Genomic DNA, 22,773 nt, shown 5'->3' with positions numbered 1-22,773 from the left:
GTCCCTTCGGGGTTGCGAGAACACGATGAAGCACTAACTTGTGTAAATTTGATTGAATTGTATAGATTTAGTTAAGTTTATCGTATCGGAAAGAAAGTGTGGAAATATAATACTATCTCAAATAGAAATAAGAAAAGGAAGGTAGAGAAATCTAGCTTCCTTTTCATTTTGTGAATTATGGGATTAATAAAATCTTCCCAGTACTTTTACGGCTTTCTAATAATTCATGAGCACGGGCACCGTCTTGTAAAGAGAATGTAGTAGGGTTCGCGATGTTTAATTTTCCACTAGCGATCCAATCAAATAATTGAGTAGAGCGCTGCTTACGTTCTTCAAAAGTAGTAAGCACGTTCCAAAGGTCTCCGCCAGTTAAAGTTTTTGAAGTATCCATAAGCATACGTGGATCAACAGGCGCAGGATTACCACCAGCCATTCCGTAAAATACGACAGTACCACCAATTTTAGTAGCGTTAAAACTTTCTTCTAATGTAGAACCTACTGATTCATATACAACACTTACTCCAGTACCATTTGTTATTTCAAGTACTTTCGTAGGCCATGCTTCCGTATATAAAAATACGTGATCGGCACCAGCCAATGTGGCTACCTTTGCTTTTTCGTTTGATGAAGTGAGGCCGATTACTGTTCCGCCCTGTAGTTTAATCATTTGAATAAGTAGTTGACCAACGCCGCCAGCCGCAGCGTGTACTAAAGTTATATCACCTTGTTTTATTTGATAGCTATCTTTCGTTAAATAATGTGCTGTTAGACCTTGCAATAAGACAGAAGCAGCTGTTTCAAAAGAGATAGAATCTGGAAGCGGGATTGCTTTTTCTGATGGAACGGCAACTAATTCTGCATTTGCAAATGGAACATCCGCAAATGCAATGCGGTCTCCAGCATTGATAGTAGTAACGTTAGCTCCTACTTTTTCAACAATTCCAGCCCCTTCATAACCTAATATATAAGGCGGGTTGCCAGCGAGATGATAATCGCCGCGGCGTCTATAAATATCAGCAAAATTTAAACCGATTGCTTTCGTGCGTACAAGAATTTCATTTGGATTTATGATTGGATCATTTAGTTCTTTATATTGTAGTACATTAGCGTCTCCGAATGTTTCGAAACAAAGTGCTTTCATATGGAATACCTCCATTTATATTGTTTGTCGATGCTCTTTATCATACAATACAAATATCAATAGGAAAAGAAGATTATTTCGATAAAATCAATCGGAAATATCGATTGAAAAGGGGGATGATAAATGGAGATAAAACAATTAATTACATTTAAAGTAGCGGCAGAGACTTTGAACTTTACACAAACTGCGAAGAAATTAAATTTTGCTCAATCGAGCGTAACGGCGCAAATTAAAACGTTAGAAGCTGAGCTCGATACGCCGTTATTTGAGAGATTAGGAAAACGTCTTTTCTTAACTGAAGCAGGAAGGAAGTTTCAACTATATGCGGATAAGATGATTGCGCTCAGTAACGAAGCAAAAATGGCTGTGAAAGATGATGAAGAAATAGCAGGTACGTTAATAATTGGTGCACAAGAAAGTCAGTGTACATATAGGCTTCCATCTATATTAAAGAGGTTTAAGGCACAATTTCCTCAAATAAAGCTTATATTTAAACCAGCGCATTCCAATAAAGATGCGAAGGAACAATTAATGGAGGGGAAATTAGACCTTGCATTTATTTTGGATGAATGTAAAACAGAAGATGTTTTGCATGTGGAGCCGCTTATGAAAGAAGAATTAAAAGTAGTAGCTGCTCCAGGGCACCGTTTGCTTGAACAACCTTCCGTTTCTACAAAAGATTTAGAGAGTGAGACACTTTTATTAACAGAACTCGGTTGCTCGTATCGGACGTTATTTGAAGAGTTATTTCGTGCAGAAGACGTATATCCAGCAAATAAGATTGAGTTTGTTAGTGTAGAGGCAATTAAACAATGTGTTATAGCCGATTTAGGTATAGCCGTTTTACCAGCGATAGTTGTAGAAAAAGATATACGAGAAGGGACGATAAAAGAGTTACATTTAGAAAATACAATCGATCCAATTTATACGCAAATCGCTTGGCATAAAGATAAATGGATGACAGCGCCGTTACAGCAATTTATTAATGTAACGAGGGAGTCTTTTAATTAGCAGGTGTTATAGGTGAACAAGTAATATAATAAACGATTAACTTATTTACGGAAAGAAAGAGCATGTTTTGAAAAAGATTAAAAAACATGCTCTTTCTTTTTTGTGTTTATTAAGTTCAGTTGTAGTAATTAATTAAGGTCTGTGTCAGGAGGGATATATCCAAGGTGACGAGCCATAGATACGATTTGGCCTTTATGATGAAATTCATGTGTCTCCGTATGAGTTAAAAGCCATAGTGGAGTTGTGCTCCAAGGTTCTTTTTGCCATTTCACTTCATTTGCTATATTTTCAAGCCACCTGCCATTGTATTCATCTAAAAAATGCTGTACAACCTCATCGACTAAGTTAAATCTAGCGCGAACTTTCGCAACATCTGCCTGCTCAATTTCATAGTCGCTAGCAAATAAAAAATCTGCTCGTTTTTGCTTAAATGCGAATGATCCGAGCCAATATCGATAGCAATCAGCCACATGAATATGGGTTTTTATAATGTTGCCACTTCCGAAATTAGGAACTGTGCTGTGCAATTTTCCTCGTGGAATATCTTCTAAAAACGTAAATAGAGTTTCTCTTGTAGAGCTAATAAGATTATATTGTTGTTTTAAAACATCTAACATGCAATTACACTCCTCTATTGTTTACTGAAATATTTGTGCAGTAAATAATTCTATATTTACGAGGAGTGGACCTTTTTTTGTTTTCAGTAAGCATATTAGATGTATTTCTTAATTGTTTCTGATAGATTAAACAAGGTGAAACTTTAATAAGTTGAACATTCTTAGCTCATAATAAATTGTACATAAAAAAAGGGGAGCGATAAAATGAATAGAACAGTTGGTTTAAAACAATTTGAATTAACGCGCGGGGCATTGCTTAAATTTATGGAAACGTTAGATGATAAAACTGTGGATACGCAGCCAGAGGGCTTTAACAATACAATTCGCTGGCATATTGGTCACGTGTTAAGTGCAGCAGAAACTTTCATGTTTGGAAGAGAGTTTAAACACTTACCAACTGAATATCCAGGTATGTTTGGATATGGATCAAGACCATCTAAATGGGAAAAAGAAGGGCCATCATTAGAAGTGTTAACGGCTCAATTAAAAGAACAAGCAAAGCGCATTCATGAAATTCCAGCAGAAGCATTTGAAAATAAACTTCCAGAGCCATTTTTAGGATTGGAAACAGTAGGGGAGCTTTACGGTATGATGCTGTATCATGAAGCAGATCATATTGGGCAAATGAAGGCGATGGAACGTATTATTAAGGCTCTTTAGTTTTGGGTAAAGTTTAATTGCATATAAAAAACGAAATCACAGATGTTTTGTCAAAATTGAGGTGTAAGTAGTTACAAACTTATTTTTCACAATACAGATGTAATGTTAAATAATATATAGACAAAAAAGGGTAGATAATTTATTATCTATCCTTTTTTTGTTGTTGAACTTCTTGAAGGATTAGGGATTATGAGCGCTTATCATCGTGATGCTGATGAAGAAGGAAAGGAAATCAATCTATTAGGATAAAGAAACATCCTAATTTTTATGGTATTTATTATTTTTTTGTATTACTTAATAGAAAAATATTGAAGATAATACAGAAGAAAGTATAAGGTTGCAAAATCTGTATTAAATAGGGTATTCCTAAATATGGAATATACGTATAATAAAGAAGAACTAGAAAAAGGGGGGAATACTATGATTATATTGGAACAAAAGTTGGAGCAATACACACATACATATGCACAGTTAAAGGGAGAGCTAAAATGGAAAACGAGTGATTCTCGAACAGGAATGATGATTGCTGCTATGTATGCAGGTAGTGATAAATTGTTTGATCTCGGACGTTTTTTAGAAATTAGTAGTTATATTAAGAATCAGGTAGGGATGTTTTCATACTTAAAGTCTTATCATCGCTTTGTGGTGGCCGCAACATTAGATATTCACTTTACAGATTACAAGAAAGCTTTTCGAACCTTTTTAGATTTATACGAACGATTGGTCACTGGTGGCTTTAGTCGAAGTATATTTACTTATCTCGCAGCAACTGTGCTTTTAACAGGAGAAAATGGACAGCATGACACACACATTCAGCGTTCGATACAAGTATATAAACGCATGAAAGCGGATCATCTTTTTCTTACAGGTACAAATGATTATCCGCTCGCGGTTTTACTAGCAGGACAATCAGAGAATGTAGAAACACTTATGGACCGAGTGGAACGTCTTTATCAGAAACTAGCGACAGCTGGCTTGCGTAAAGGGAATGATCTTCAATTTTTAAGTCATATTCTTTCACTAAAGAAGGATGTCAGGGAAGAAATGTTAGTTGCAAAATGCACAAACATATGGAATTTGTTAAAGCAAGAAAAGGTAAAAGTGAAACAGATGCATTACCCAGCTATTGGGCTACTAGCGTTACTTGAGGATGGAGAAAAAGAGGTTCATTCTATTCGAGCATTGATTGAAAAATTGCAGGGGGAGAAATTATTCCGTTGGCATACAGATACGAATATTCTTATTGGTATTCAACTGTTCGTAAGTCAGAAAGGTGAGGAAAGTAAAGCTACCAACACAGGTTTACAAACAATGATAGAAGTCCTCATACAAGTACAACAGGCAGCTATGATAGCAACAATTGCCGCTTCATCTGCAGTAACCTCTTCTGCTAGTAGTAGTTCATAATGTGCAATTGCTTATGCTCTTGTAAATTATGATGAATCTATAACCCCTTTGATGAGAACGGTTTAAAAAATATTAACAAAAAAGGCCCATCACTCTCTAATGAGTGATGGGCTAACTGTTTTTACAGAGTGGATTTTTTTATTGGGTAAGTAGGGAAGATAAGTTGGTTTTTAATATTTTTACATAAGCAGCATCACCTTTTCGACTGCTTCAAATGTTTGAGCTGTGTAACAATCATAATGCTAATAACAACGAGTAAAAACCATGAACTAATTTTGCTAAGATGAACGAGGTTCCATGCTTCTCGTTGATTTGGATATTGCCATGCTCCGAAAAATGTTGCGATGTTCTCTGCAATCCAAATAAAGAATCCGATAAGGAAAAATGAGAGTACAAGCGGCATTTTATATGTAACGCCTTGTAATGAAAATTCTACAAATGTGCGAAAGAAAACAATGAATAATAGTAAAGTTAATACCCATCTAAAGTCATATAGAAAATGGTGTGTAAAAAAATTGAAGTAAATCATAGCGCCTAACGGTACGGCAAAAATGGCTTTAGGCCAATGATACATTTGTAAATGTAATCTTCTCCACGCTTGGCATATGTAACTTGCGACGCTTGCGTACATAAAACCGCTGTAAAGTGGAACTCCGAATATTTTTGAATATGCCTCCTCGGGATAACTCCATGATCCAAAATGCACTTTATATATTTCTAGTAAAAGTCCAATGAGGTGAAAAACAGTAATTACTTTTAATTCGTCTTTCGTCTCAAGTCCAGTCTTGTACATAATCCACTGCATCAGAAGACATACGATGAGTATGAAATCATACCGGTATAACCCTGGAATCGAAATGATTTTTGAAAGAGCAAGCGTTAAAAAAATGACGACTGGGAATAAGCAAGATAATGCCTGCTCGTAAGTGAAATGTAGTAGTTGTTTTATATAGAACATTGTGCCACCTTCGATATATTTATTCGGAAAATTAAAATAATAATCTAGTATACTACAAATTTGAAAATAAAACATCGCATCATTTTGCATGTATTTGTAAGTTTTAGAAGGGAATTGTAATAAGTATTTTAATATTTTAACAAAGTAAAAAAATAGTTTGCTATTTAAAAAAAGTGGGGATATAATATCTAAATGAAAATGATAATTATTATCAGTAATAATTATAAATAAAAAATAATTATAAAAAACAACTGAATAAAAAGGATGAAATGAAACATGTTACATAAGTCTACTGTACATGCTGGCAATAATCGCTGGATACATATTAAGTTCATATGTTTCATGAGCTTAACAATTTTATGCTTAATGGGATCTATATTTTTAGCCGTTGCATTCGGTGCAAAGGATATTCATTTGCAAACGGTATGGGCTGCGGTTTTTGATTACAATCCGAAATTAACGCAGCATCAAATTATTTATGAATTAAGGCTCCCAAGGGTAATTGGAGCGGCAGTTGTAGGAGCTGCTTTTGCAGTTGCAGGTGCTGTTATGCAAGGAGTAACACGAAATCCTTTAGCTGATGCAGGTGTGCTCGGAATAAATGCAGGTGCGATGTTTGTAGTAACGCTTAGTTTTGCCTTTTTCCCGCATATGCCGTATTCCTACTTAATGATTGTTTCCTTTATTGGAGCAGTTTTAAGTACCGTACTTATTTTTATTATCGGATCGGCAACATCAGGAGGGTTAACACCGATGAGGTTAACGATTGCTGGAGCAGTTATGGCAGCGCTTTTACACTCATTAAGTTCAGGTATTGCAATTTATTATGATTTAAGCCAAGATTTAGCGTTTTGGTTTGCTGGTGGTGTTGCGGGGGTTAAGTGGGAACACTTGAAACTTTTAGTGCCTATTATTCTCATAACGATTGTTTTTGCGACAGTGCTAGGGCGATCTATTTCACTCATATCAATGGGGGATGATGTTGCTACGAATTTAGGTGTGAAAACGAACCGAACGAGAATACTTGGGATAATTATAGTAGTCATTCTTGCAGGTGTGTCTGTTTCAGCTGTTGGTTCCATTGGATTTGTAGGACTTGTCATTCCGCACATCGCTAGAAAATTAGTAGGTGTTAATTATCGGCTTATTATTCCTATGTCAGCATTATTAGGAGCTATGTTATTGGTGTTAGCTGATTTAGGGGCAAGAACAGTAAATCCTCCTAAAGAACTTGCGATAGGAATTATGGTAGCTCTTGCTGGAGTTCCGTTCTTCCTCTATATAGCACGTAAAGTTGGGAGTGAATTATAAGTGACGAATCTTTTTAACACGGATAAAAAGAGAGCTATTACTGTAACTACAATTTTCGGGTGTATAAGTATCGCTGTAATTTTGATTAGCTTAAATACAGGTACACTGAGCATTACACCGCTCAAAGTGATTCAAACGCTTTTTGGTTATGGTGATTTTGAGAGTGCGACAGTGCTGTACGATTATCGTATGCCAAGAATAATTATTACAATGTTAGCAGGTATTGGCCTTGGGGTTTCCGGTGCGATTTTGCAAGGGCTATCTCGTAATGCACTCGCAGACCCCGGTATTCTCGGATTGCATTCGGGTGCATCTTTCGGGCTTATTGTATTCGTTACTCTCTTTCATTCTATTAACGAGAGTGCATCGATTTTAATACCGTTATTTACATTTGGCGGAGGAGTGTTAGCTGCATTTCTTATTGTTCTGCTTGCGAGTGATCGGTCAAAAGGTTTACTTCCCATTAAACTTATTCTTGTTGGCATTGCAGTTTCAGCTGGTTTTAGTGCACTTTCGTTATTTTTCTCGCTCAAGTTAAATGATGAGACGTATACATTCGCTTCTAGGTGGTTAGTTGGTAACGTGTGGGGAAGAGATTGGATTCATGTTCTAGCATTATTACCTTGGATTTTGATACTAACTCCGTATGCATGGCTGAAATCTAAAACGTTAAATGCACTGTCACTAGGCGATAGTGTAGCAGCAGGACTTGGTGTATCTGTTCAAAAAGAACGGTTATTGCTTTTAGCTACAGCGGTAGGATTGTCTTGTGCAAGTGTATCAATGGCAGGGGGAATTGGCTTTATCGGCTTAGTTTCTCCGCATATTGCAAGGAAGTTAGTAGGTAGTACATATCAGCACTTCCTACCGCTAGCTGGCATTATTGGAATGATTATTTTAGTACTCGCAGATACGATAGGTCGTTCTGTATTCGAGCCAAACTCTATTCCGGCTGGCGTAGTAGTAGCGGCTTTAGGAGCACCGTATTTTCTTTATTTACTTACAAAAACAAAATAAATACTTCAAAGAGGAGAACATATGAAAAAGAAACTTTCCATTTTATTTAGCATTATGTGTATTTTAGTATTAGCAGCATGTGGTCAAACGAAACCTAATGAAGAGGCAACTAAAAAAACGGAAAAAAGTAATGACCCCAAAATTGCTTCAATGTCTATTCACTTAACGAATGATTTACTTGCATTAGGAATTACACCAGTAGGTTCTGTTATTGGTGGAGATTTAAAAGATTTCTTACCGCACGTAAAAGAGCAACTGAAAGATACGAAGAAACTTGGCGTTGCAACAGATCCAAACATGGAAGCGTTACTTCAATTAAAGCCAACTGAAATTTATGTTGATGAAAAATATGCTGGCAAAGATTTAGCGAAATACGAAAAAATTGCAACAACACATTCTTTCAATTTAGATGAAGGTACGTGGAGAGATCATTTAAAAGAAGTAGGTAAACTTGTAAACCGTGAGAAAGAAGCGGATAAATATATTCAAGACTATGAAGAACAATCAAAACGAGTGAAAAGTTTAATAGATAAAGAGTTAGGTAATAACGAAAAAACAATGGCAATTCGCGTGACTGCAAAAGAATTACGTGTATTTAGTACGAAAAGACCGATGGGACCAATTTTGTTCCAAGACTTAGGATTACAACCTGCAAATGGTGTGGAGAAAATTGATGGAAACCGTCCTTACGAAGTCATTTCACAAGAAGTATTACCTGACTTTGATGCAGATGCGATTTTCGTTGTTGTAAATAGAGACGATAAAGCGAAAGCTGCATTTAAACAATTACAAGAAACACCAATTTGGAAAGACTTAAAAGCTGTTAAAGGTAAGCACGTATACATTATTAATGACCAACCATGGCTTGACTATTCTGCTTTAGGAAATAAAATGGCGATGGATGAAGCGGAGAAAATGTTTACGAAATAATACAGTTTTGCTATTAGGAAAGGCCCTCTAAATTTGGAGGGTCTTCTTATTGTTAGAATAAATAAAAAATTATACAATGAATTTAATTCAATGTAGAGGAGATGTGCCGATGTCAGCGCTTATTGTAAGTATCCCGTTTATACAACAGTTTATGGAACTAGGGGATAAATAGGCTAGAATAAGTATCCCCGCTATTTAATAAAGGGGGAGTTTGAAATGACAATGAATCTTTTTCAAAATAAAACTATTAAATTATCAGCTATTAGAGAAACAGATGCTAAAGTAATGGCTACGTGGCAAGAGGATAGTGAATATTTAAGAAATATAGATACAGATATGGCATTCCCACAATCGTTACATGAAATAGCGAGTGATGGACTATTAAAGAGACGAAGATCAAATAGTGTTTCTTTCATGTTAAGAACAGTTCAAGATGATCGCTTAATTGGTTTTGTTGCAATTCATGGCATAGAGTGGAATAACAGAACAGGTTTATTAGCAATTGGTATAGGAGATGCAAATGATAGAGGGAAGGGATATGGAAGAGAAGCAATACATCTTATTTTAAAGTACGCTTTCTATGAAATGAATTTACACCGCGTTGGCCTCGATGTTATTTCTTATAATAAAGCAGCCATTGCACTGTACAAAAAGATGGGTTTTCAGATGGAAGGGTGTATGAGGGAAGCAGTTCAAAGAGATGGAAAGTGTTTTGATCGTATCATTATGGGGATATTGCGGGATGGATGGATAGAGCTGCAAGATTAGAAAATACATTCAATATTATATATGTAGTGTGCAGGAGATATAATGATAATTGGCGAATTTTTACAGTGGACTGATTGAATTTATAAGGAGTTATGCGAGATGAACTTAGAAAAAAGTAAGCCAGTAAACGAAGAGGTCGCTGAATTAAAGGAGCTTATAAAAGAATTGCACGGAAGTGTGCACCAACTTCAAAGTGAAGTGCAGCAACTAAGGCACGAGAGAGCAGTTGTTGAAGTGAGAAAAGGTGTTCAATTATCCCCAACAATCATCGGACAAATTGGTGGTATGATTTTAGGTGGATTAGCAATTATCGGGATATTTTGGTGATGAAAAAAGGTATGCGGCATAGTGCTGCATACCTTTTGTGTTTGAAGATATAAATTCATACAATACAACTTTTACATTAAATAACGTAAATAAATGTAAGCATGTGATAATAATAATGCAATGATTGTTAATGGTAAACCAATTTTTAAGAAGTCCATATAAGAGAACCCATGCCCTTCTCGTTTTGCAATACCGGCAACGACTACGTTTGCGGATGCCCCGATTAATGTTCCGTTTCCTCCTAAGCAAGCTCCAAGAGATAATGCCCACCATAATACTTCGATTTGCGGAGAATCGACAGATAGTCCGAGTCCTGTAGCTAAATCTTGAATAAGTGGAATCATCGTTGCGACAAATGGAATGTTGTCGATTGTCGCAGATGCGATACCGGATACCCATAAGATAAGTATAGCAGCGAAACCGATATCGCCATTTGTTACGTCAAGTACTTGTTGTGCAAGAGAAGAAATGAGTCCGATGTCAATTAACCCGCCAACGAGAACGAATAGTCCGGCGAAGAAGAAAATGGTTACCCATTCAACGTGAGCAAATATATCTTCTATCTCATGTTCTTTCACGCCGATTAACATAAGAAGTGTAGCACCTGTCATCGCAATTACTGCAGCATCTACATGAATAATAGAATGAAGTACGAAGCCTAAAATAGTTAGTCCTAAAATCGTAATCGATTTTAAAAGGAGAATTTGATCTTTAATATAATCTTTTTCATTTAATTCCATTAATATTTTAATTTGCTCAGGTGTTGTTTTTAGTTTGTTGCGATACATGAAGTAAATAATGCCAAGTGTCACGATAGAAATAATAATTACGATTGGAGCTAAATTAAGTAAAAAGGCATTAAAGTCTAAATGCTTGTTTGCTGATCCAATCATAATGTTCGGCGGGTCACCAATTAGTGTTGCTGTTCCACCTATATTTGAAAATAGTACTTCTGAAATCAAATAAGGAACAGGGTTTACTTTTAAAATACGTGTAATGGATAGTGTAACAGGAACGATTAATAAAACGGTTGTTACGTTGTCCAAAAATGCAGAACCGACAGCGGTTAATAGGGATAGTAATAATAAAATGCGGATTGGTTTTCCGCCAGCTGCTTTTGCTGCTTTAATGGCTACAAATTCAAATACGCCTGATTGACTCGTAATATGTACGAGAATCATCATGCCAATTAAAAGGGTAATCGTTTCCCATTGAATATGTGATGTGAAAGCAGTATGTAAATCTACAATTCCAAAAATAATCATAATAGCAGCGCCGAATAGTGCAATTACAGCACGATTCAATTTCTCAGAAATAATAAAACCGTATGTGACTAAAAATACGGCAATTGCAAAATAATATTGCCAATTTGCTACTTCGTGTACTGATTGTTCCAATCGTGTCACCTTCTTTAAAGTATGTATTCAATTGTAAATATGCATCCCTCTGTATAATTTATATTGTAGCAAATTCAAAAAAGAAAGAAAACTATTTCACAAAGTGAAGGAAAAAATGTATTTTTTACATATCATATAAAAAATATAAAAAACACAGTGCAAATTATTAGGAAAAGTGAGCGTTGTCCTCTAATATAGAGATAGCAATTTACATTATTTTTGCGTAAAATGGTTTAAAGAGGTGAATTCCGATGGAAATAGTAAAAGATAGTTCTCTTATTCAAAATGAAATTGAACGTTTTGTAAATAAAGATGTATATATTCATTTAGAAACGACGAACGGAGCGTATGCGTCACACTTTAATGAAAAGATGATGACAGTTGGAGCATTCATTCGAAATGCAATTATTCGCTTTGAGCGTGGGAAGATAACTGGAACAAACCCATACCGAGTTGGTCTAAAGATGGATCATGGCTGGGTATATGCAGAAGGTATTACGCACTGGGAAGTAGACGATAAAGAGCGTTTATTACTTGCAGGGCATGATAATCAGGGCCGCTTAGCGGTTGCACTTGAGTTAAGCTTAACGCCATTTAAGTAAGAAGGAGGGAAACTTATGGAGAGACATGTACTTGTTGTATTTCCGCATCCAGATGATGAAGCATTTGCTGCGGGAGGAACAATTCGCTTATTAACAGATCAAGGAGTACCTGTAACGTATGCATGTGGTACTTTAGGGCAAATGGGACGTAACATGGGGAAAAACGTATTCGCTAACCGTGAAACGATTCCAAATATCCGCGAAAAAGAATTGAAAGATGCATGTGAAGCGATGGGAATTCAAGATTTAAGAATGCTCGGTTTCCATGATAAAACGTTAGAATTTGAAGATGTTGATTTCGTTGCAGATAAAATTGAAGCGATCATTCAAGAAGTAAATCCATCTCGAATTATTACATTTTATCCAGAGCACGGCGTACATCCAGATCATGATGCATTTGGCCGCGCTGTAGCCCGCGCAGTATCACGTATGTCAAAAGAAGAACGTCCAGTCATTCATGCAGTTGCGATTACGAAAAATCGAGAAGCTGTATTAGGTGAGCCGGATGTTGTAAATAATATTAGTGAAGTATTTGAACATAAATTAGCTGCACTAGGTGCGCACCGTTCACAAACAGAAGCGATGCTTGAAGAAACGCATGCAAAAATAAAAAATAAAGATGCAGCAACATTAAAATGGCTGCAACTTGAGCAATTTTGGACTTATAAATGGGAGTAGGCTAGAAGGATACCTTCTAGTAGCTCTTACATAGAAAAGGCGCCGTCACTTCAGTGATGGTTTTGAAGAGAAATTCATATCTTTTTTAGTAACAATCTGTTCATGAATCGATTGTATTAGAAAAATGCTAATAGCAAAAAATCAAATCGAAAATGGTAGCGCAGGTGCTTATGCCTGCGCTACCATTTTTTTGATTAACCACGATTTTAGCTACAAGGGTGTTGTCTCATCCGTGAACTAGCCTACTTTTCCAACAACCTCTTTTTTAGTGCTACGGTTTTACAAAATTTATTTATTGAGTAAGGGATTTCCTTAGTAACCGTTTTTTCATCATCTACAATAAATCGTGAATCTAGTCTTCATGCAGGAAATTTGATTGAAGATCCAGTATAGCGAGATTTAAACATTACATATATAGGTCATGTAGATTGTAAATAAAATACTAAATTCATAATTTAAAACAGATTGATAGATGAAGGCGAGGGGGGAAACCAGGTTTTATCCAAAACCTGCTATTGGTTTATGTTTGGTTTCATTAATTACAAAATCAGTTTCAAAAGTTACAAAAACTATTTTTGTTACCTAAATAGTCTTATATTACGGAGGAGAGCATGAAAAATGCCTTTAGGAGGGGGCAAAAGATTTTGGTAAATAAAAATTGTGAATCATTAAAAATACGGTATCAAAATTGGAAATACTCATGTTATGAATCTATAAATGAAGGGGAATAGTATGAGTAAACCAATGGCATTTAAATGAAAACATTATTAATCAGAAATTTATGCTCATTTTAAGATGGCAGATATGATACAACATAAGATTTCGAGATTTGATAGGGATGATGAAACGATGTAATGATACTGATTACAACATTATCAGTAATTGCTTAGTTTGTAAATATTAAAATTAGTAAAGAGAATATTGCATTAGAAAAATGAAGGCTTATAGCAATCAATTTTCAAGTTTATAACAGTTGAAAGAGCAGAAATGCCATCAACCTATTAAGTCATTGTCATTACATAGTCATATTAGAAGCCATCTAATAATAATTGATGGGAGAATGACATGATAAAAAGAATAACTTCGTTTTTTTCAATTTTAATGCTTTTTATGTTGACTATAGGTCAGAGTTTGGTACCTATAATTGCGAGTGCAAAAGAGTTAAATACAATAGGACTTGTGGATAGTTTTAAGCTGGATAAATCAGATCTACAGAGCGGAGAACTGACTAAAATAACTGTAAACTTCAGTGAAAAAAACGGAATTAAGCTGCAGCCTGGAGACACACTAACATTAGCACTACCCCCAGAATTAAACGGCTTGAATACAACGTTTGATTTAAGTGATTATGGTACTTGTAAAGTAACTTCAGGTACGGTGGTATGTACATTTAATGATAAAGCAGATACGCATCAAAATATTAGAGGGTATTTAAACTTTAGAGTACAAGCTACTAATGCAGGAACAGGTGAAAAGAAAGAGTTTGAAACAAATTTAGGTATAAATTTAGACAAGCAAACTGTAACGATTACCGGCCCAAGTGGTGGCGGTGGTACAAATCCTGGAAAGCAGCCGTTTTTTTATAAAACTGGTGATACGCTCTCAGGTAAGGACAATGAAGTACGTTGGTTCTTGAACATAAACTTAAATAAAGAAGAGTTAAGCCGTAATATTGTTGTGTCTGATAGTTTGCAAGAAGGTCAAATACTTAATAAAGATAGTTTCAGAATAAGTGTTGATAACTATCTAGGCCGACAAAGTTTATCACTGCAAGACTTTGAATCTAAAGGTTATGGAAAGATTACATTTACTAGTGACACTTCATTTAAAGTAGTGCTTTATAAGGATAAGGCACGCCTTGCAGCTTTTTCAATTGCTTATACATCTACTATAACGGAAGCTGGAAAGAAGCAAGAATTCTTTAAGAATGATTATACAATTGATTACCAAGTTCTGTACAAAGAACCGGTTTTTGACTCAGGTAGTTATCAAGTCGAAAATATGGCAGCTGGTGGTGGCGCTGAAGGTGAGTTACCTTCAAAAGGGACGCTAAGAATTGTTAAGCATCTTGAAGGAAATGAAGAAAAAGTAATCCCGAATGTTTCGTTTAAGTTGTATAAAGAGTCGGGTGAGCAAGTTGGAAATGAACATAAAACAAATGAAAAAGGGATAATTGAAATCCTTAATTTACAACCAGGTAAATATTATGTGCAAGAAGTTTCAGCACCAGATTATGTTGATTTCGATCCCCAAGAAAAAATAAGTTTCGAAGTTAAATCCGGTTCTGTAAATGGAGTTAAGTTACCAATTCCGAATAAGGTGAAAACTATATTCATTGCAGGAACGAAAACTTGGAATGACAACGACGCATCAGATCGACCAACAACAATCAAAGTAGACTTACTACAAGATGGTCAGGTCATGACAACGCAAGAAGTAAGTGAAGCAACAGGGTGGAAATATACCTTTAAAGATTTAGCGGCATATGATGCGAATGGAGTAGCGTACAAGTATGAAGTGAAAGAACAACCAGTAGACGGATATAAATCCGAAGTAAAAGGTTATGACATTACGAATACGAAAGATGCGAAAACAACAGTAGCAGGAACGAAAACTTGGAATGACAACAATGCATCAGATCGACCAACAACAATCAAAGTAGACTTATTGCAAAATGGTAACGTAATTCAAACACAAGATGTAACAGCATTAAATGGTTGGAATTATATATTTGCAGACTTGGCACGATATGATGCAAATGGTGTTCCTTATACTTACACAGTAAAAGAGCATCCAGTAGCGGGCTATAAATCGGAAGTAAATGGCTACAACATTACAAACACAAAAGTAGCAAAATTGACAGTAGAAGGAATCAAGACATGGAAAGACGGAAATGGAATAGACCGTCCGTCAATGATCAAAGTAAACTTACTACAAAATGGTAACGTATTCAAAACACAAGACGTACTAGCAGTAATGGGTTGGAAATATATATTTGCAGATTTAGAAGCATACGATGCGAATGGAGTAGCTTATCAGTATGAAGTGAAAGAACAGCCGATTGCGGGCTATAAATCTAGCGTAAGCGGTTATGACATCACAAATACAAAAGTAGGCGAAACGAAAGTAGAAGGAACAAAGACGTGGAAAGATAACAACGCACCAAATCGATCAGGCTTAGTAAAAGTAGAATTACTACAAAACGGTAAAGTAGTAGACACAAAAGAAGTAACAGCAGAAACAAACTGGAAGTATGCATTTGAAAAACTCCAAGCATACGATACAAACGGAGTAGCTTACATCTATACAGTGAAAGAACAGCCAGTAGACGGATACAAATCCGAAGTAAAAGGTTATGACATCACGAATACAAAAGTAGGTCAAACAAAAGTAGAAGGAACAAAAACGTGGAAAGATGATAACGCACCAAATCGTCCTTCAATGATTAAAGTAGACTTACTACAAAATGGTCAAGTGATTGCGACACAAGAAGTAAGTGGAGCAAGTGACTGGAAGTATGCATTTAAAGATTTAGCGGCATATGATGCCGAAGGAAAAGCGTACAAGTATGAAGTGAAAGAACAACCAGTAGGCGGATACAAATCTGAAGTAAAAGGTTATGACATCACGAATACAAAAGTAGCACAAACAGAAGTAGAAGGAACGAAGACGTGGAAAGATGGCAATGCGACAGATCGTCCGAAAACAATCAAAGTAGACTTACTACAAAATGGTCAAGTGATTGCGACACAAGAAGTAAGTGAAGCAACAGGGTGGAAATATGAATTCAAAGATTTAGCAGCATATGATGCCGAAGGAAAAGCGTACAAGTATGAAGTGAAAGAACAACCAGTAGACGGATACAAATCCGAAGTAAAAGGTTATGACATCACGAATACAAAAATAAAAGATGGAACAGTTGTTGATCCTATAGAAGATGCACCCCAAAAGGTTGATACAGAAGTTCCACCAACAACAGAAAATGCACCTTCAAAGGTTGATTTGGAAGTTCCACCAACAAAAGAAAATACATCTTCAAAGATTAATACAGAGGTTTCGCCTACTAAAGAAAATAATAAGACGTCAGCATGGCTTCCTAAAACAGGCGGAACATCAATGGAGATGATTTCTATTATCGCAGGTATGGTGATGTTGATTTTAGGTGGAGTCCTATTCGCCCGCCAACGGATGAGATAATAAAAAACTTTAGCTGGTATAAGGAATTTATCAAGTGTGAAAATGCTCATACTATCAGCTAAGTAATATGTTGTTAACGGTAAGTGACTTAGTAAAGATAATAGGGAAATATAGATTGTTTTTTGTTTGTACAATGATTATAAACTAAGTTTATAAGTATGATTTAGAATTAATTAGTTTATATAAAAGTAAGAGGATAATAGATTTACTTATAGCGAGCCGTTGATTCAGAAAGAAATACAATTGATTTTTATTTTGGTGAAACAAGAAAGTATAAGGCCGCAGAGCGTTTTTTAAGAAAGCTTTGCGGTCTTTTATGTTTTAAACCCTTGTTTTATTACTCTATACAAGTACGCGGTTAATCCTATGGTAATTCAGAACAAGATTATCATTGTAATAGGTAATTGTTAATTGCTTCTAGTTTGAAAATTTATATTGGGATTCTTAAAGATATAGTAAATATAAAGGAGATGGGTTAAATAATGAAATACACACTTAAAGATCTTATAAATATAAACGAGTTTAAGAATATAACAGAGCAATTTTATAATTTAACTAAAGTTCCATTCTGTCTCCTTGATAATAATCAAAATGTTATATTTTCCAAAGGTAACCCTTTTTTTCGTAATCAAAAAATCCAATTATCCCAAGAAATGCATATTCCCATCATTATTGAGCAGGAACATATAGCAACCTTTGTTATAGGAACAAGTATTAATAAAGAGGTTATTGCGAATTCTCATATAACACATTTTAAATGCATTGCAAACCTAATTGAAGAGATGGCAACACAACAATTACACCTTAAAAAAATTCATGGAAAAGATTCACAAATGAATGCGATAACAAATCATGAGGAAAATTGTTTAGGCAGTATATTACAAAATATGCCGATTATGATTAATGCTATTGATGAAAAAGGAAATATTATCATGTGGAATCGGGAATGCGAATTAGTAACTGGATATAATGCAGATGAAATAATTAACAATCCAAAAGCGATGGAATTGCTACATCCTCATAGACCTAATCGTAACGATTTGTTGCAAAATGGTCAAGATTTTAGAGATTGGGAGATGGATATCACATGTAAAAATGGTGAGATAAAAACTATTATGTGGTCCAATATTTTACATAGTATTCCAAATTCAGGGTGGAGTATCGGAGCGATTGGAATTGATATAACTAAGCGTAAGAGGATGGAAGAGAAACTTAAACAAACCTCGACTGAACTAGAATTAATTTTTAAAGCAATTCCTGATTTGTATTTTTTATCAGAACTTGATGGGACCATTAAGGATTGTAAAGTAAATTCTATATCCAAATTTTATGTTCCAATTGAAGAATTTATAGGGAAGAAATTCCAAGAGATATTACCAGTTCCTATCGTAAAGCAATTTGAGAAGGCTATTAATCAAATAAAAACTTCATCCGCTCCTGTATTAATAGATTATTCTCTACAACTAGATGATGAAATTTATTATTTTGAAGCAAGACTTTTACCACTTTTTGAGGATAAAATTATGATTATTGTACGTGATATTACAGAGCGTAAAATAACGACGGAGTTATTAAAGAAATCAGATACCCTTAATGCAGTAGGGCAATTGGCAGCTGGGATCGCTCATAAAGTTCGTAACCCATTAACAGTAATTAAAGGGTTCATACAATTATTGCAGCAGGAAGTAGGAAAGGATAAAGAATATTTAAGTCTAATACTTTCTGAAATCAGTAGTATTGAAACAGTTCTTCAAGAATTTTTATCTATTGCAAAACCGAATGCTGCAGTATTTGAACCGAAAAACCTTTGTACTATATTAGATAATGTAGTCGACTTAATAAGTACACAAGCAATTATGAAGAATATTCGTATTGCATTGAATATGGATGTTGAAAACTTATTGATTAAGTGTTGCGAAATTCAATTAAAACAAGTTTTCTATAGTATTTTACAAAATTCTATTGAGGCTATACAAAATGGTCAAGAAATCATCATTAATGTGAAAAAACATAATAGTACCGAGGTTAAGATTTGTATTTTAGATGAAGGAGTAGGTATTCCTTCAGAAAGAATTAAAAGACTAGGTGAACCTTTTTATAGTACAAAAGAAAAAGGGACGGGTGTGGGGCTCATGATGAGTTACAGAATTATTGAAAGTCATGGTGGGAAAATAAGTATAAAAAGCCAAGTTGGGAAAGGAACTACTGTTACTTTGTTTTTCCCAATTTATAACGGTGACTCAGCTGGTGATGTTAGTCCAAATAGCATGTAATCATAACTAACAAATAAATCTTTGAAAATGAAAATTAAACTATTATCTTGTAGAAATATAGGTGGTCTGAAGTGATTTGATCAGGCAAAGAAAAATGGATTTAATAGAGATAATGAAACTTGAAATTGAAGTACAACTCCTAGTTTCAGTAGACGTTATATTTTATGCATAGAAGTAAGAGGCTCCTTTCAAAATTCACTTAAAAAGTTAGATTCATAATGTAACGGGAGATAAAAATTAATTTAGGGAAAAGAAGGGTGCTCTAAATACCATTTAGGTTATGCTGCATATATATCTAAAAAGTGAAAAGTTTCTTTTTCTCAGCTATAGAAAAAGAAACTTTTTTACTTGAGTAACAATTTTTATGATATTTGTGAAAGGGTTTTGTTATATTTTTGAAAGAAAAATGCAATATCTATGAACTAAGATGAACTTGCGCATATTGATTTTATATCAATCGCCATTGATGAAGGAACCGAGGAGATTTAATGTATGAAAAAAAGAATTGCAATTATAGAAGATGAAGATAATATACGGGAGATATGTAAACGGTACTTAGAAAGGAAAGGATATGAGGTATACACTGCTGTGAACGGAGCAGAAGGATGGAATGTATTTCAACAATTTCAACCAGATCTAATTATTTTAGATTTAATGATGCCAGAAAAAGATGGTTGGGAACTATGTGAGGAAATTCGTCAGCATTCCAATGTACCTATTATTATGTTAACTGCGAGAGGAGAAGAAAGGGAGCGGATTTTAGGATTAACAATGGGGGCGGATGATTATGTAACAAAACCCTTTTCGCCTCGTGAATTAGTATTAAGGGTACAAATTATATTAAGAAGAGGAAATCAAGTAACACTTCAAGGAATAGAGCCTGAATCAGGAATGATAGAGTTTCTAGATTTGCAAATTGATCCAACGAAAAGACGTGTATTTGTTTGTCGATATGAAATTGAGCTAACGGTGAAAGAGTTTGAGGTGCTTTATCTCATGGCAAAACATCCTAAACAGGTGTTTTCACGTTCCCAACTTCTTGAACAAATTTGGGGATTTGAGTATGAAGGCTGCACAAATGCAGTAACTGTATTAATGAGTCGTTTACGTGAGAAATTGGAGAAACATACAACAAAGAATCGTTGGGTTCATACGGTTTGGGGCATCGGTTATTGTTTTGAACCAGATGGAGGAAACGATAAATGAAGTTACGATATCAACTGTTATTGATGAATCTATTAAGCACGGGTATCATGGTGATTTCTATATGGTACAGTGAAAGGCAAATGCTACTTAGACCAGAACAGACACGGTTATTAATAGTAATAGTAATTGTAGCAATGATTATTTCTACGATTATTTACTGGTTAATGACACGCCCTATTATGAGATCTATTCAAAATCTAATTGCCTTAACCAAACAATTTAGTGATAGACAATTTGGAACGATGTACATCATAGGGAAAGAACCGGAAGAATTTAAAGAATTAGCGGAAGCTTTTCAAGAAATGGCCAAAAAACTAGACGAAAGCTTTGCTGAGTTAGAAAAAGGAGAAAAAGCACGTACAGAGTTGATTGCAAATATTTCCCACGACTTACGAACTCCTATGGCTAGCATACAATTGATGGTAGAAGCGTTACAAGATGGATTAATTGAAGACCCTGATATGAAACAACAATATTTAAAGACAATCCTAAATGATATACAACGATTAAGTGGACTAATTAATGATTTATTTGATCTTTCTAAGTTAGAACTTGGACAAGAAGTTTTTCATCCAAGTTTAATACATGTGGATAGCATTCTATTAAAAGTAATAGATTCACATGATATCTTATTGCAAGATAAAGAGATTAATCTACAATTGCATGTTTCTGAGACATTACCACGAATTTGGATTATGCCATGTAAAATAGCACGAGTTATCAATAATTTGTTGCATAACGCGATTCGGCATTCTCCTACATGTGGGACAATCGAATTAATTGTAGAGGAAAATAAACAGAAGCAGCAAGTTCAATTCACTTTGTGTGATGAAGGGGAAGGGATTTCTCCAGATGATCAATTGCGTATATTTGACCGTTTCTTTAGAACGGATCCATCAAGAAGTTCACAATCTGGAGGTTCTGGACTTGGTTTAGCCATTGCAAAATCGCTAGTTGAACTGCATAAAGGACAAATTGGTGTTCGGGACCGCCAAGATGGGAAACAGGGATGTGAATTTTGGTTTACTCTTCCTGTTACACCAGAAAAAAATGAGTCGGTTGAAAGACTTTTGTAACATTTACGAAAGGAAATTGAAAGATATATATAGAATAAGATTACTGTATATTGATTATATTTTAATTTGAAGTGATTGGATAAAAATAATATATATTTATCGGAATCTCCTGCTAAGATTCGAATTTTTAATTATTATAATCTTATTATTTCGTTTAAATGAGTTGAAATGTATGCGGAACTTAGTAAACAATCTGAATGTTAAAGCAACTTCACAAGAAGATCTACAACAAATTTTAAAGCTATGTACAATTTATGATCAAGCTATGTACGGTGAAATTGATACAACGGTAGAGGATATTACTAACTCATGGAAAGGTATTGATGTTAGTAAAAACTCTTATGTTGTTATGGATAAAGATGAAATAATCGCTTATGGAATTTTGACAGGGAATGAAAGACAGTTTCCATCTGCCGTATTTGTAAACCCTGATTATATGAATCAAGAAATTGAACATGTAATATGGTCAAAGCTTGAAGAGCGTGCTACGGAGCTTGTTAGTAATTCGTCTTGCTCGAATGGCACGATTATAACACAAGCAAATAATTTCTATGAGGAAAAAGTGTTAAGAGAAGGTGGTTTTATTCCCACGCGTATATGGTGGGGGATGGGGATTGAATTGAACTCAAATGTGCCAACACCACTATGGCCAAATGGTGTTACAGTGCGACATTACATACCTGGTGTGGATGATGAGAGATTGCATCAAGCTTTTAATGAAGCCTTTGCAGATCACTGGAACTCGCAACCTTCTACGTTAGAAGAGTTTTTACAGCGTACTGATAGAGAGGGGTTTCATCCTACATTATGGTCACTAGCGATGCTTGATGATGAAGTAGTAGGTTTTATCTTTAGTAAAAAGGGTGCTGACGATAAAGCTGAAATTACTCACTTAGGTGTAAGGCGTTCTAAGCGGAAACAAGGATTAGGATTAGCGCTATTACATCATGCATTCGGTAAATTGTACGAAGAGGGGATTTCAAAAATTCATTTGAATGTAGATTCTGAGAATATTACAGGCGCACCTCGTGTATACGAAGCAGCTGGAATGGAAGTGCAGAGTAAATTTGTTCGTTTTGATAAGGAAGTATTGTTAGAAAATAAAGAGGAAGTCCAGTGATGTATTACTGGACTTCTTTGTTTTCGTACTACTAAGGATCAATTCTCAGAAATAAGAATTGAGTGATTAAGATTGGA

19 protein-coding genes and 1 pseudogene are annotated in these 22,773 nt (G+C 35.0%); 16 read left to right on the top strand and 4 right to left on the bottom strand.

Annotation, left to right across the window (positions count from 1 at the left end):
* Positions 1-175: 175 nt before the first annotated feature.
* Entirely contained in the window at positions 176-1,141 is a 966-nt protein-coding gene (locus tag MR065_RS19185) for a quinone oxidoreductase family protein (protein WP_242214755.1), read from the bottom strand.
* Positions 1,142-1,264: 123 nt separating this feature from the next.
* On the opposite strand from MR065_RS19185, the gene MR065_RS19180 reads away from it, so the two are divergent.
* Positions 1,265-2,152 carry a LysR family transcriptional regulator gene (locus MR065_RS19180; protein ID WP_242214754.1) on the top strand — a complete coding sequence of 296 codons (888 nt, stop codon included), beginning with the start codon at positions 1,265-1,267 and terminating at the stop codon, positions 2,150-2,152.
* 128 nt (positions 2,153-2,280) lie between these two features.
* On the opposite strand, the gene MR065_RS19175 is transcribed toward MR065_RS19180, so the two are convergent.
* Positions 2,281-2,769, bottom strand: coding sequence for a DinB family protein (locus MR065_RS19175; protein WP_242214753.1), 489 nt, complete (start codon positions 2,767-2,769; stop codon positions 2,281-2,283).
* 204 nt (positions 2,770-2,973) lie between these two features.
* Between MR065_RS19175 and MR065_RS19170 the strand changes: the two genes are divergently transcribed.
* Positions 2,974-3,429: a DinB family protein gene (locus MR065_RS19170; RefSeq protein ID WP_242214752.1), complete on the top strand. Its 456-nt coding sequence runs from the start codon at positions 2,974-2,976 to the stop codon at positions 3,427-3,429.
* Positions 3,430-3,801: 372 nt separating this feature from the next.
* Positions 3,802-4,836: a DUF4003 domain-containing protein gene (locus tag MR065_RS19165; protein WP_242214751.1), complete on the top strand. Its 1,035-nt coding sequence runs from the start codon at positions 3,802-3,804 to the stop codon at positions 4,834-4,836.
* Between the two features lie 193 nt (positions 4,837-5,029).
* Here MR065_RS19165 and MR065_RS19160 read toward each other — a convergent pair whose 3' ends face one another.
* Positions 5,030-5,794 carry a DUF817 domain-containing protein gene (locus tag MR065_RS19160; protein ID WP_242214750.1) on the bottom strand — a complete coding sequence of 255 codons (765 nt, stop codon included), beginning with the start codon at positions 5,792-5,794 and terminating at the stop codon, positions 5,030-5,032.
* 276 nt (positions 5,795-6,070) lie between these two features.
* On the opposite strand from MR065_RS19160, the gene MR065_RS19155 reads away from it, so the two are divergent.
* The 5 genes from MR065_RS19155 (at position 6,071) to MR065_RS19135 (ending at position 10,147) form a co-directional block, all read left to right on the top strand.
* Complete coding sequence (locus tag MR065_RS19155; protein ID WP_242214749.1) at positions 6,071-7,105, top strand: FecCD family ABC transporter permease; 1,035 nt, start codon at positions 6,071-6,073, stop codon at positions 7,103-7,105.
* Entirely contained in the window at positions 7,106-8,122 is a 1,017-nt protein-coding gene (locus MR065_RS19150; protein WP_242214748.1) for a FecCD family ABC transporter permease, read from the top strand. It begins immediately after the preceding gene.
* A gap of 21 nt (positions 8,123-8,143) precedes the next feature.
* Positions 8,144-9,052: an iron-hydroxamate ABC transporter substrate-binding protein gene (locus MR065_RS19145; protein ID WP_242214747.1), complete on the top strand. Its 909-nt coding sequence runs from the start codon at positions 8,144-8,146 to the stop codon at positions 9,050-9,052.
* Positions 9,053-9,268: 216 nt separating this feature from the next.
* Positions 9,269-9,820 carry a GNAT family N-acetyltransferase gene (locus MR065_RS19140; RefSeq protein ID WP_242214746.1) on the top strand — a complete coding sequence of 184 codons (552 nt, stop codon included), beginning with the start codon at positions 9,269-9,271 and terminating at the stop codon, positions 9,818-9,820.
* A gap of 99 nt (positions 9,821-9,919) precedes the next feature.
* Complete coding sequence (locus MR065_RS19135) at positions 9,920-10,147, top strand: TSC22 domain family protein (protein ID WP_242214745.1); 228 nt, start codon at positions 9,920-9,922, stop codon at positions 10,145-10,147.
* Positions 10,148-10,218: 71 nt separating this feature from the next.
* On the opposite strand, the gene MR065_RS19130 is transcribed toward MR065_RS19135, so the two are convergent.
* A complete protein-coding gene (locus tag MR065_RS19130) occupies positions 10,219-11,544 on the bottom strand; it encodes an ArsB/NhaD family transporter (protein WP_098991103.1) in 1,326 nt (441 codons plus the stop codon).
* A gap of 251 nt (positions 11,545-11,795) precedes the next feature.
* Here MR065_RS19130 and MR065_RS19125 point away from each other — a divergent pair, with 251 nt between their 5' ends.
* The 8 genes and pseudogenes from MR065_RS19125 (at position 11,796) to MR065_RS19095 (ending at position 22,696) form a co-directional block, all read left to right on the top strand.
* On the top strand, positions 11,796-12,146 hold the full coding sequence (locus MR065_RS19125) for a YojF family protein (RefSeq protein WP_000407039.1): 351 nt from the start codon (positions 11,796-11,798) through the stop codon (positions 12,144-12,146).
* A 15-nt stretch (positions 12,147-12,161) separates the two neighbouring features.
* Entirely contained in the window at positions 12,162-12,824 is a 663-nt protein-coding gene (gene bshB2 / locus MR065_RS19120) for a bacillithiol biosynthesis deacetylase BshB2 (RefSeq protein ID WP_242214744.1), read from the top strand.
* A 1,065-nt stretch (positions 12,825-13,889) separates the two neighbouring features.
* Positions 13,890-17,021, top strand: a complete 3,132-nt coding sequence (locus MR065_RS19115; RefSeq protein ID WP_242214743.1) for a Cna B-type domain-containing protein — start codon at positions 13,890-13,892, stop codon at positions 17,019-17,021.
* A gap of 215 nt (positions 17,022-17,236) precedes the next feature.
* A pseudogene (locus tag MR065_RS27620) lies at positions 17,237-17,337 on the top strand (DDE-type integrase/transposase/recombinase); the annotation flags it as partial.
* Positions 17,338-17,503: 166 nt separating this feature from the next.
* A complete protein-coding gene (locus MR065_RS19110) occupies positions 17,504-19,294 on the top strand; it encodes a PAS domain-containing sensor histidine kinase (RefSeq protein WP_242214742.1) in 1,791 nt (596 codons plus the stop codon).
* Positions 19,295-19,786: 492 nt separating this feature from the next.
* Positions 19,787-20,500, top strand: coding sequence for a response regulator transcription factor (locus MR065_RS19105; RefSeq protein ID WP_242214741.1), 714 nt, complete (start codon positions 19,787-19,789; stop codon positions 20,498-20,500).
* Complete coding sequence (locus MR065_RS19100; protein WP_242214740.1) at positions 20,497-21,576, top strand: sensor histidine kinase; 1,080 nt, start codon at positions 20,497-20,499, stop codon at positions 21,574-21,576. Before MR065_RS19105 ends, MR065_RS19100 begins: the two co-directional genes overlap by 4 nt.
* A 172-nt stretch (positions 21,577-21,748) precedes the next feature.
* A complete protein-coding gene (locus MR065_RS19095; RefSeq protein WP_242214739.1) occupies positions 21,749-22,696 on the top strand; it encodes a GNAT family N-acetyltransferase in 948 nt (315 codons plus the stop codon).
* Positions 22,697-22,773: the final 77 nt, after the last annotated feature.

The organism is Bacillus cereus group sp. BfR-BA-01383 (assembly GCF_022663495.1).
In the GTDB taxonomy this organism is placed as follows: domain Bacteria; phylum Bacillota; class Bacilli; order Bacillales; family Bacillaceae_G; genus Bacillus_A; species Bacillus_A cereus_AU.
This window is presented reverse-complemented; position numbering and strand designations above follow the sequence as displayed.

Bases quoted from the DNA above. Each gene is read 5' to 3' on its own strand.
- MR065_RS19185 (WP_242214755.1), bottom strand. From the start codon at position 1,141: ATGAAAGCACTTTGTTTCGAAACATTCGGAGACGCTAATGTACTACAA.
- MR065_RS19180 (WP_242214754.1), top strand. From the start codon at position 1,265: ATGGAGATAAAACAATTAATTACATTTAAAGTAGCGGCAGAGACTTTG.
- MR065_RS19175 (WP_242214753.1), bottom strand. From the start codon at position 2,769: ATGTTAGATGTTTTAAAACAACAATATAATCTTATTAGCTCTACAAGA.
- MR065_RS19170 (WP_242214752.1), top strand. From the start codon at position 2,974: ATGAATAGAACAGTTGGTTTAAAACAATTTGAATTAACGCGCGGGGCA.
- MR065_RS19165 (WP_242214751.1), top strand. From the start codon at position 3,802: ATGGAATATACGTATAATAAAGAAGAACTAGAAAAAGGGGGGAATACT.
- MR065_RS19160 (WP_242214750.1), bottom strand. From the start codon at position 5,794: ATGTTCTATATAAAACAACTACTACATTTCACTTACGAGCAGGCATTA.
- MR065_RS19155 (WP_242214749.1), top strand. From the start codon at position 6,071: ATGTTACATAAGTCTACTGTACATGCTGGCAATAATCGCTGGATACAT.
- MR065_RS19145 (WP_242214747.1), top strand. From the start codon at position 8,144: ATGAAAAAGAAACTTTCCATTTTATTTAGCATTATGTGTATTTTAGTA.
- MR065_RS19140 (WP_242214746.1), top strand. From the start codon at position 9,269: ATGACAATGAATCTTTTTCAAAATAAAACTATTAAATTATCAGCTATT.
- MR065_RS19135 (WP_242214745.1), top strand. From the start codon at position 9,920: ATGAACTTAGAAAAAAGTAAGCCAGTAAACGAAGAGGTCGCTGAATTA.
- MR065_RS19125 (WP_000407039.1), top strand. From the start codon at position 11,796: ATGGAAATAGTAAAAGATAGTTCTCTTATTCAAAATGAAATTGAACGT.
- bshB2 (WP_242214744.1), top strand. From the start codon at position 12,162: ATGGAGAGACATGTACTTGTTGTATTTCCGCATCCAGATGATGAAGCA.
- MR065_RS19115 (WP_242214743.1), top strand. From the start codon at position 13,890: ATGATAAAAAGAATAACTTCGTTTTTTTCAATTTTAATGCTTTTTATG.
- MR065_RS19110 (WP_242214742.1), top strand. From the start codon at position 17,504: ATGAAATACACACTTAAAGATCTTATAAATATAAACGAGTTTAAGAAT.
- MR065_RS19105 (WP_242214741.1), top strand. From the start codon at position 19,787: ATGAAAAAAAGAATTGCAATTATAGAAGATGAAGATAATATACGGGAG.
- MR065_RS19100 (WP_242214740.1), top strand. From the start codon at position 20,497: ATGAAGTTACGATATCAACTGTTATTGATGAATCTATTAAGCACGGGT.
- MR065_RS19095 (WP_242214739.1), top strand. From the start codon at position 21,749: ATGCGGAACTTAGTAAACAATCTGAATGTTAAAGCAACTTCACAAGAA.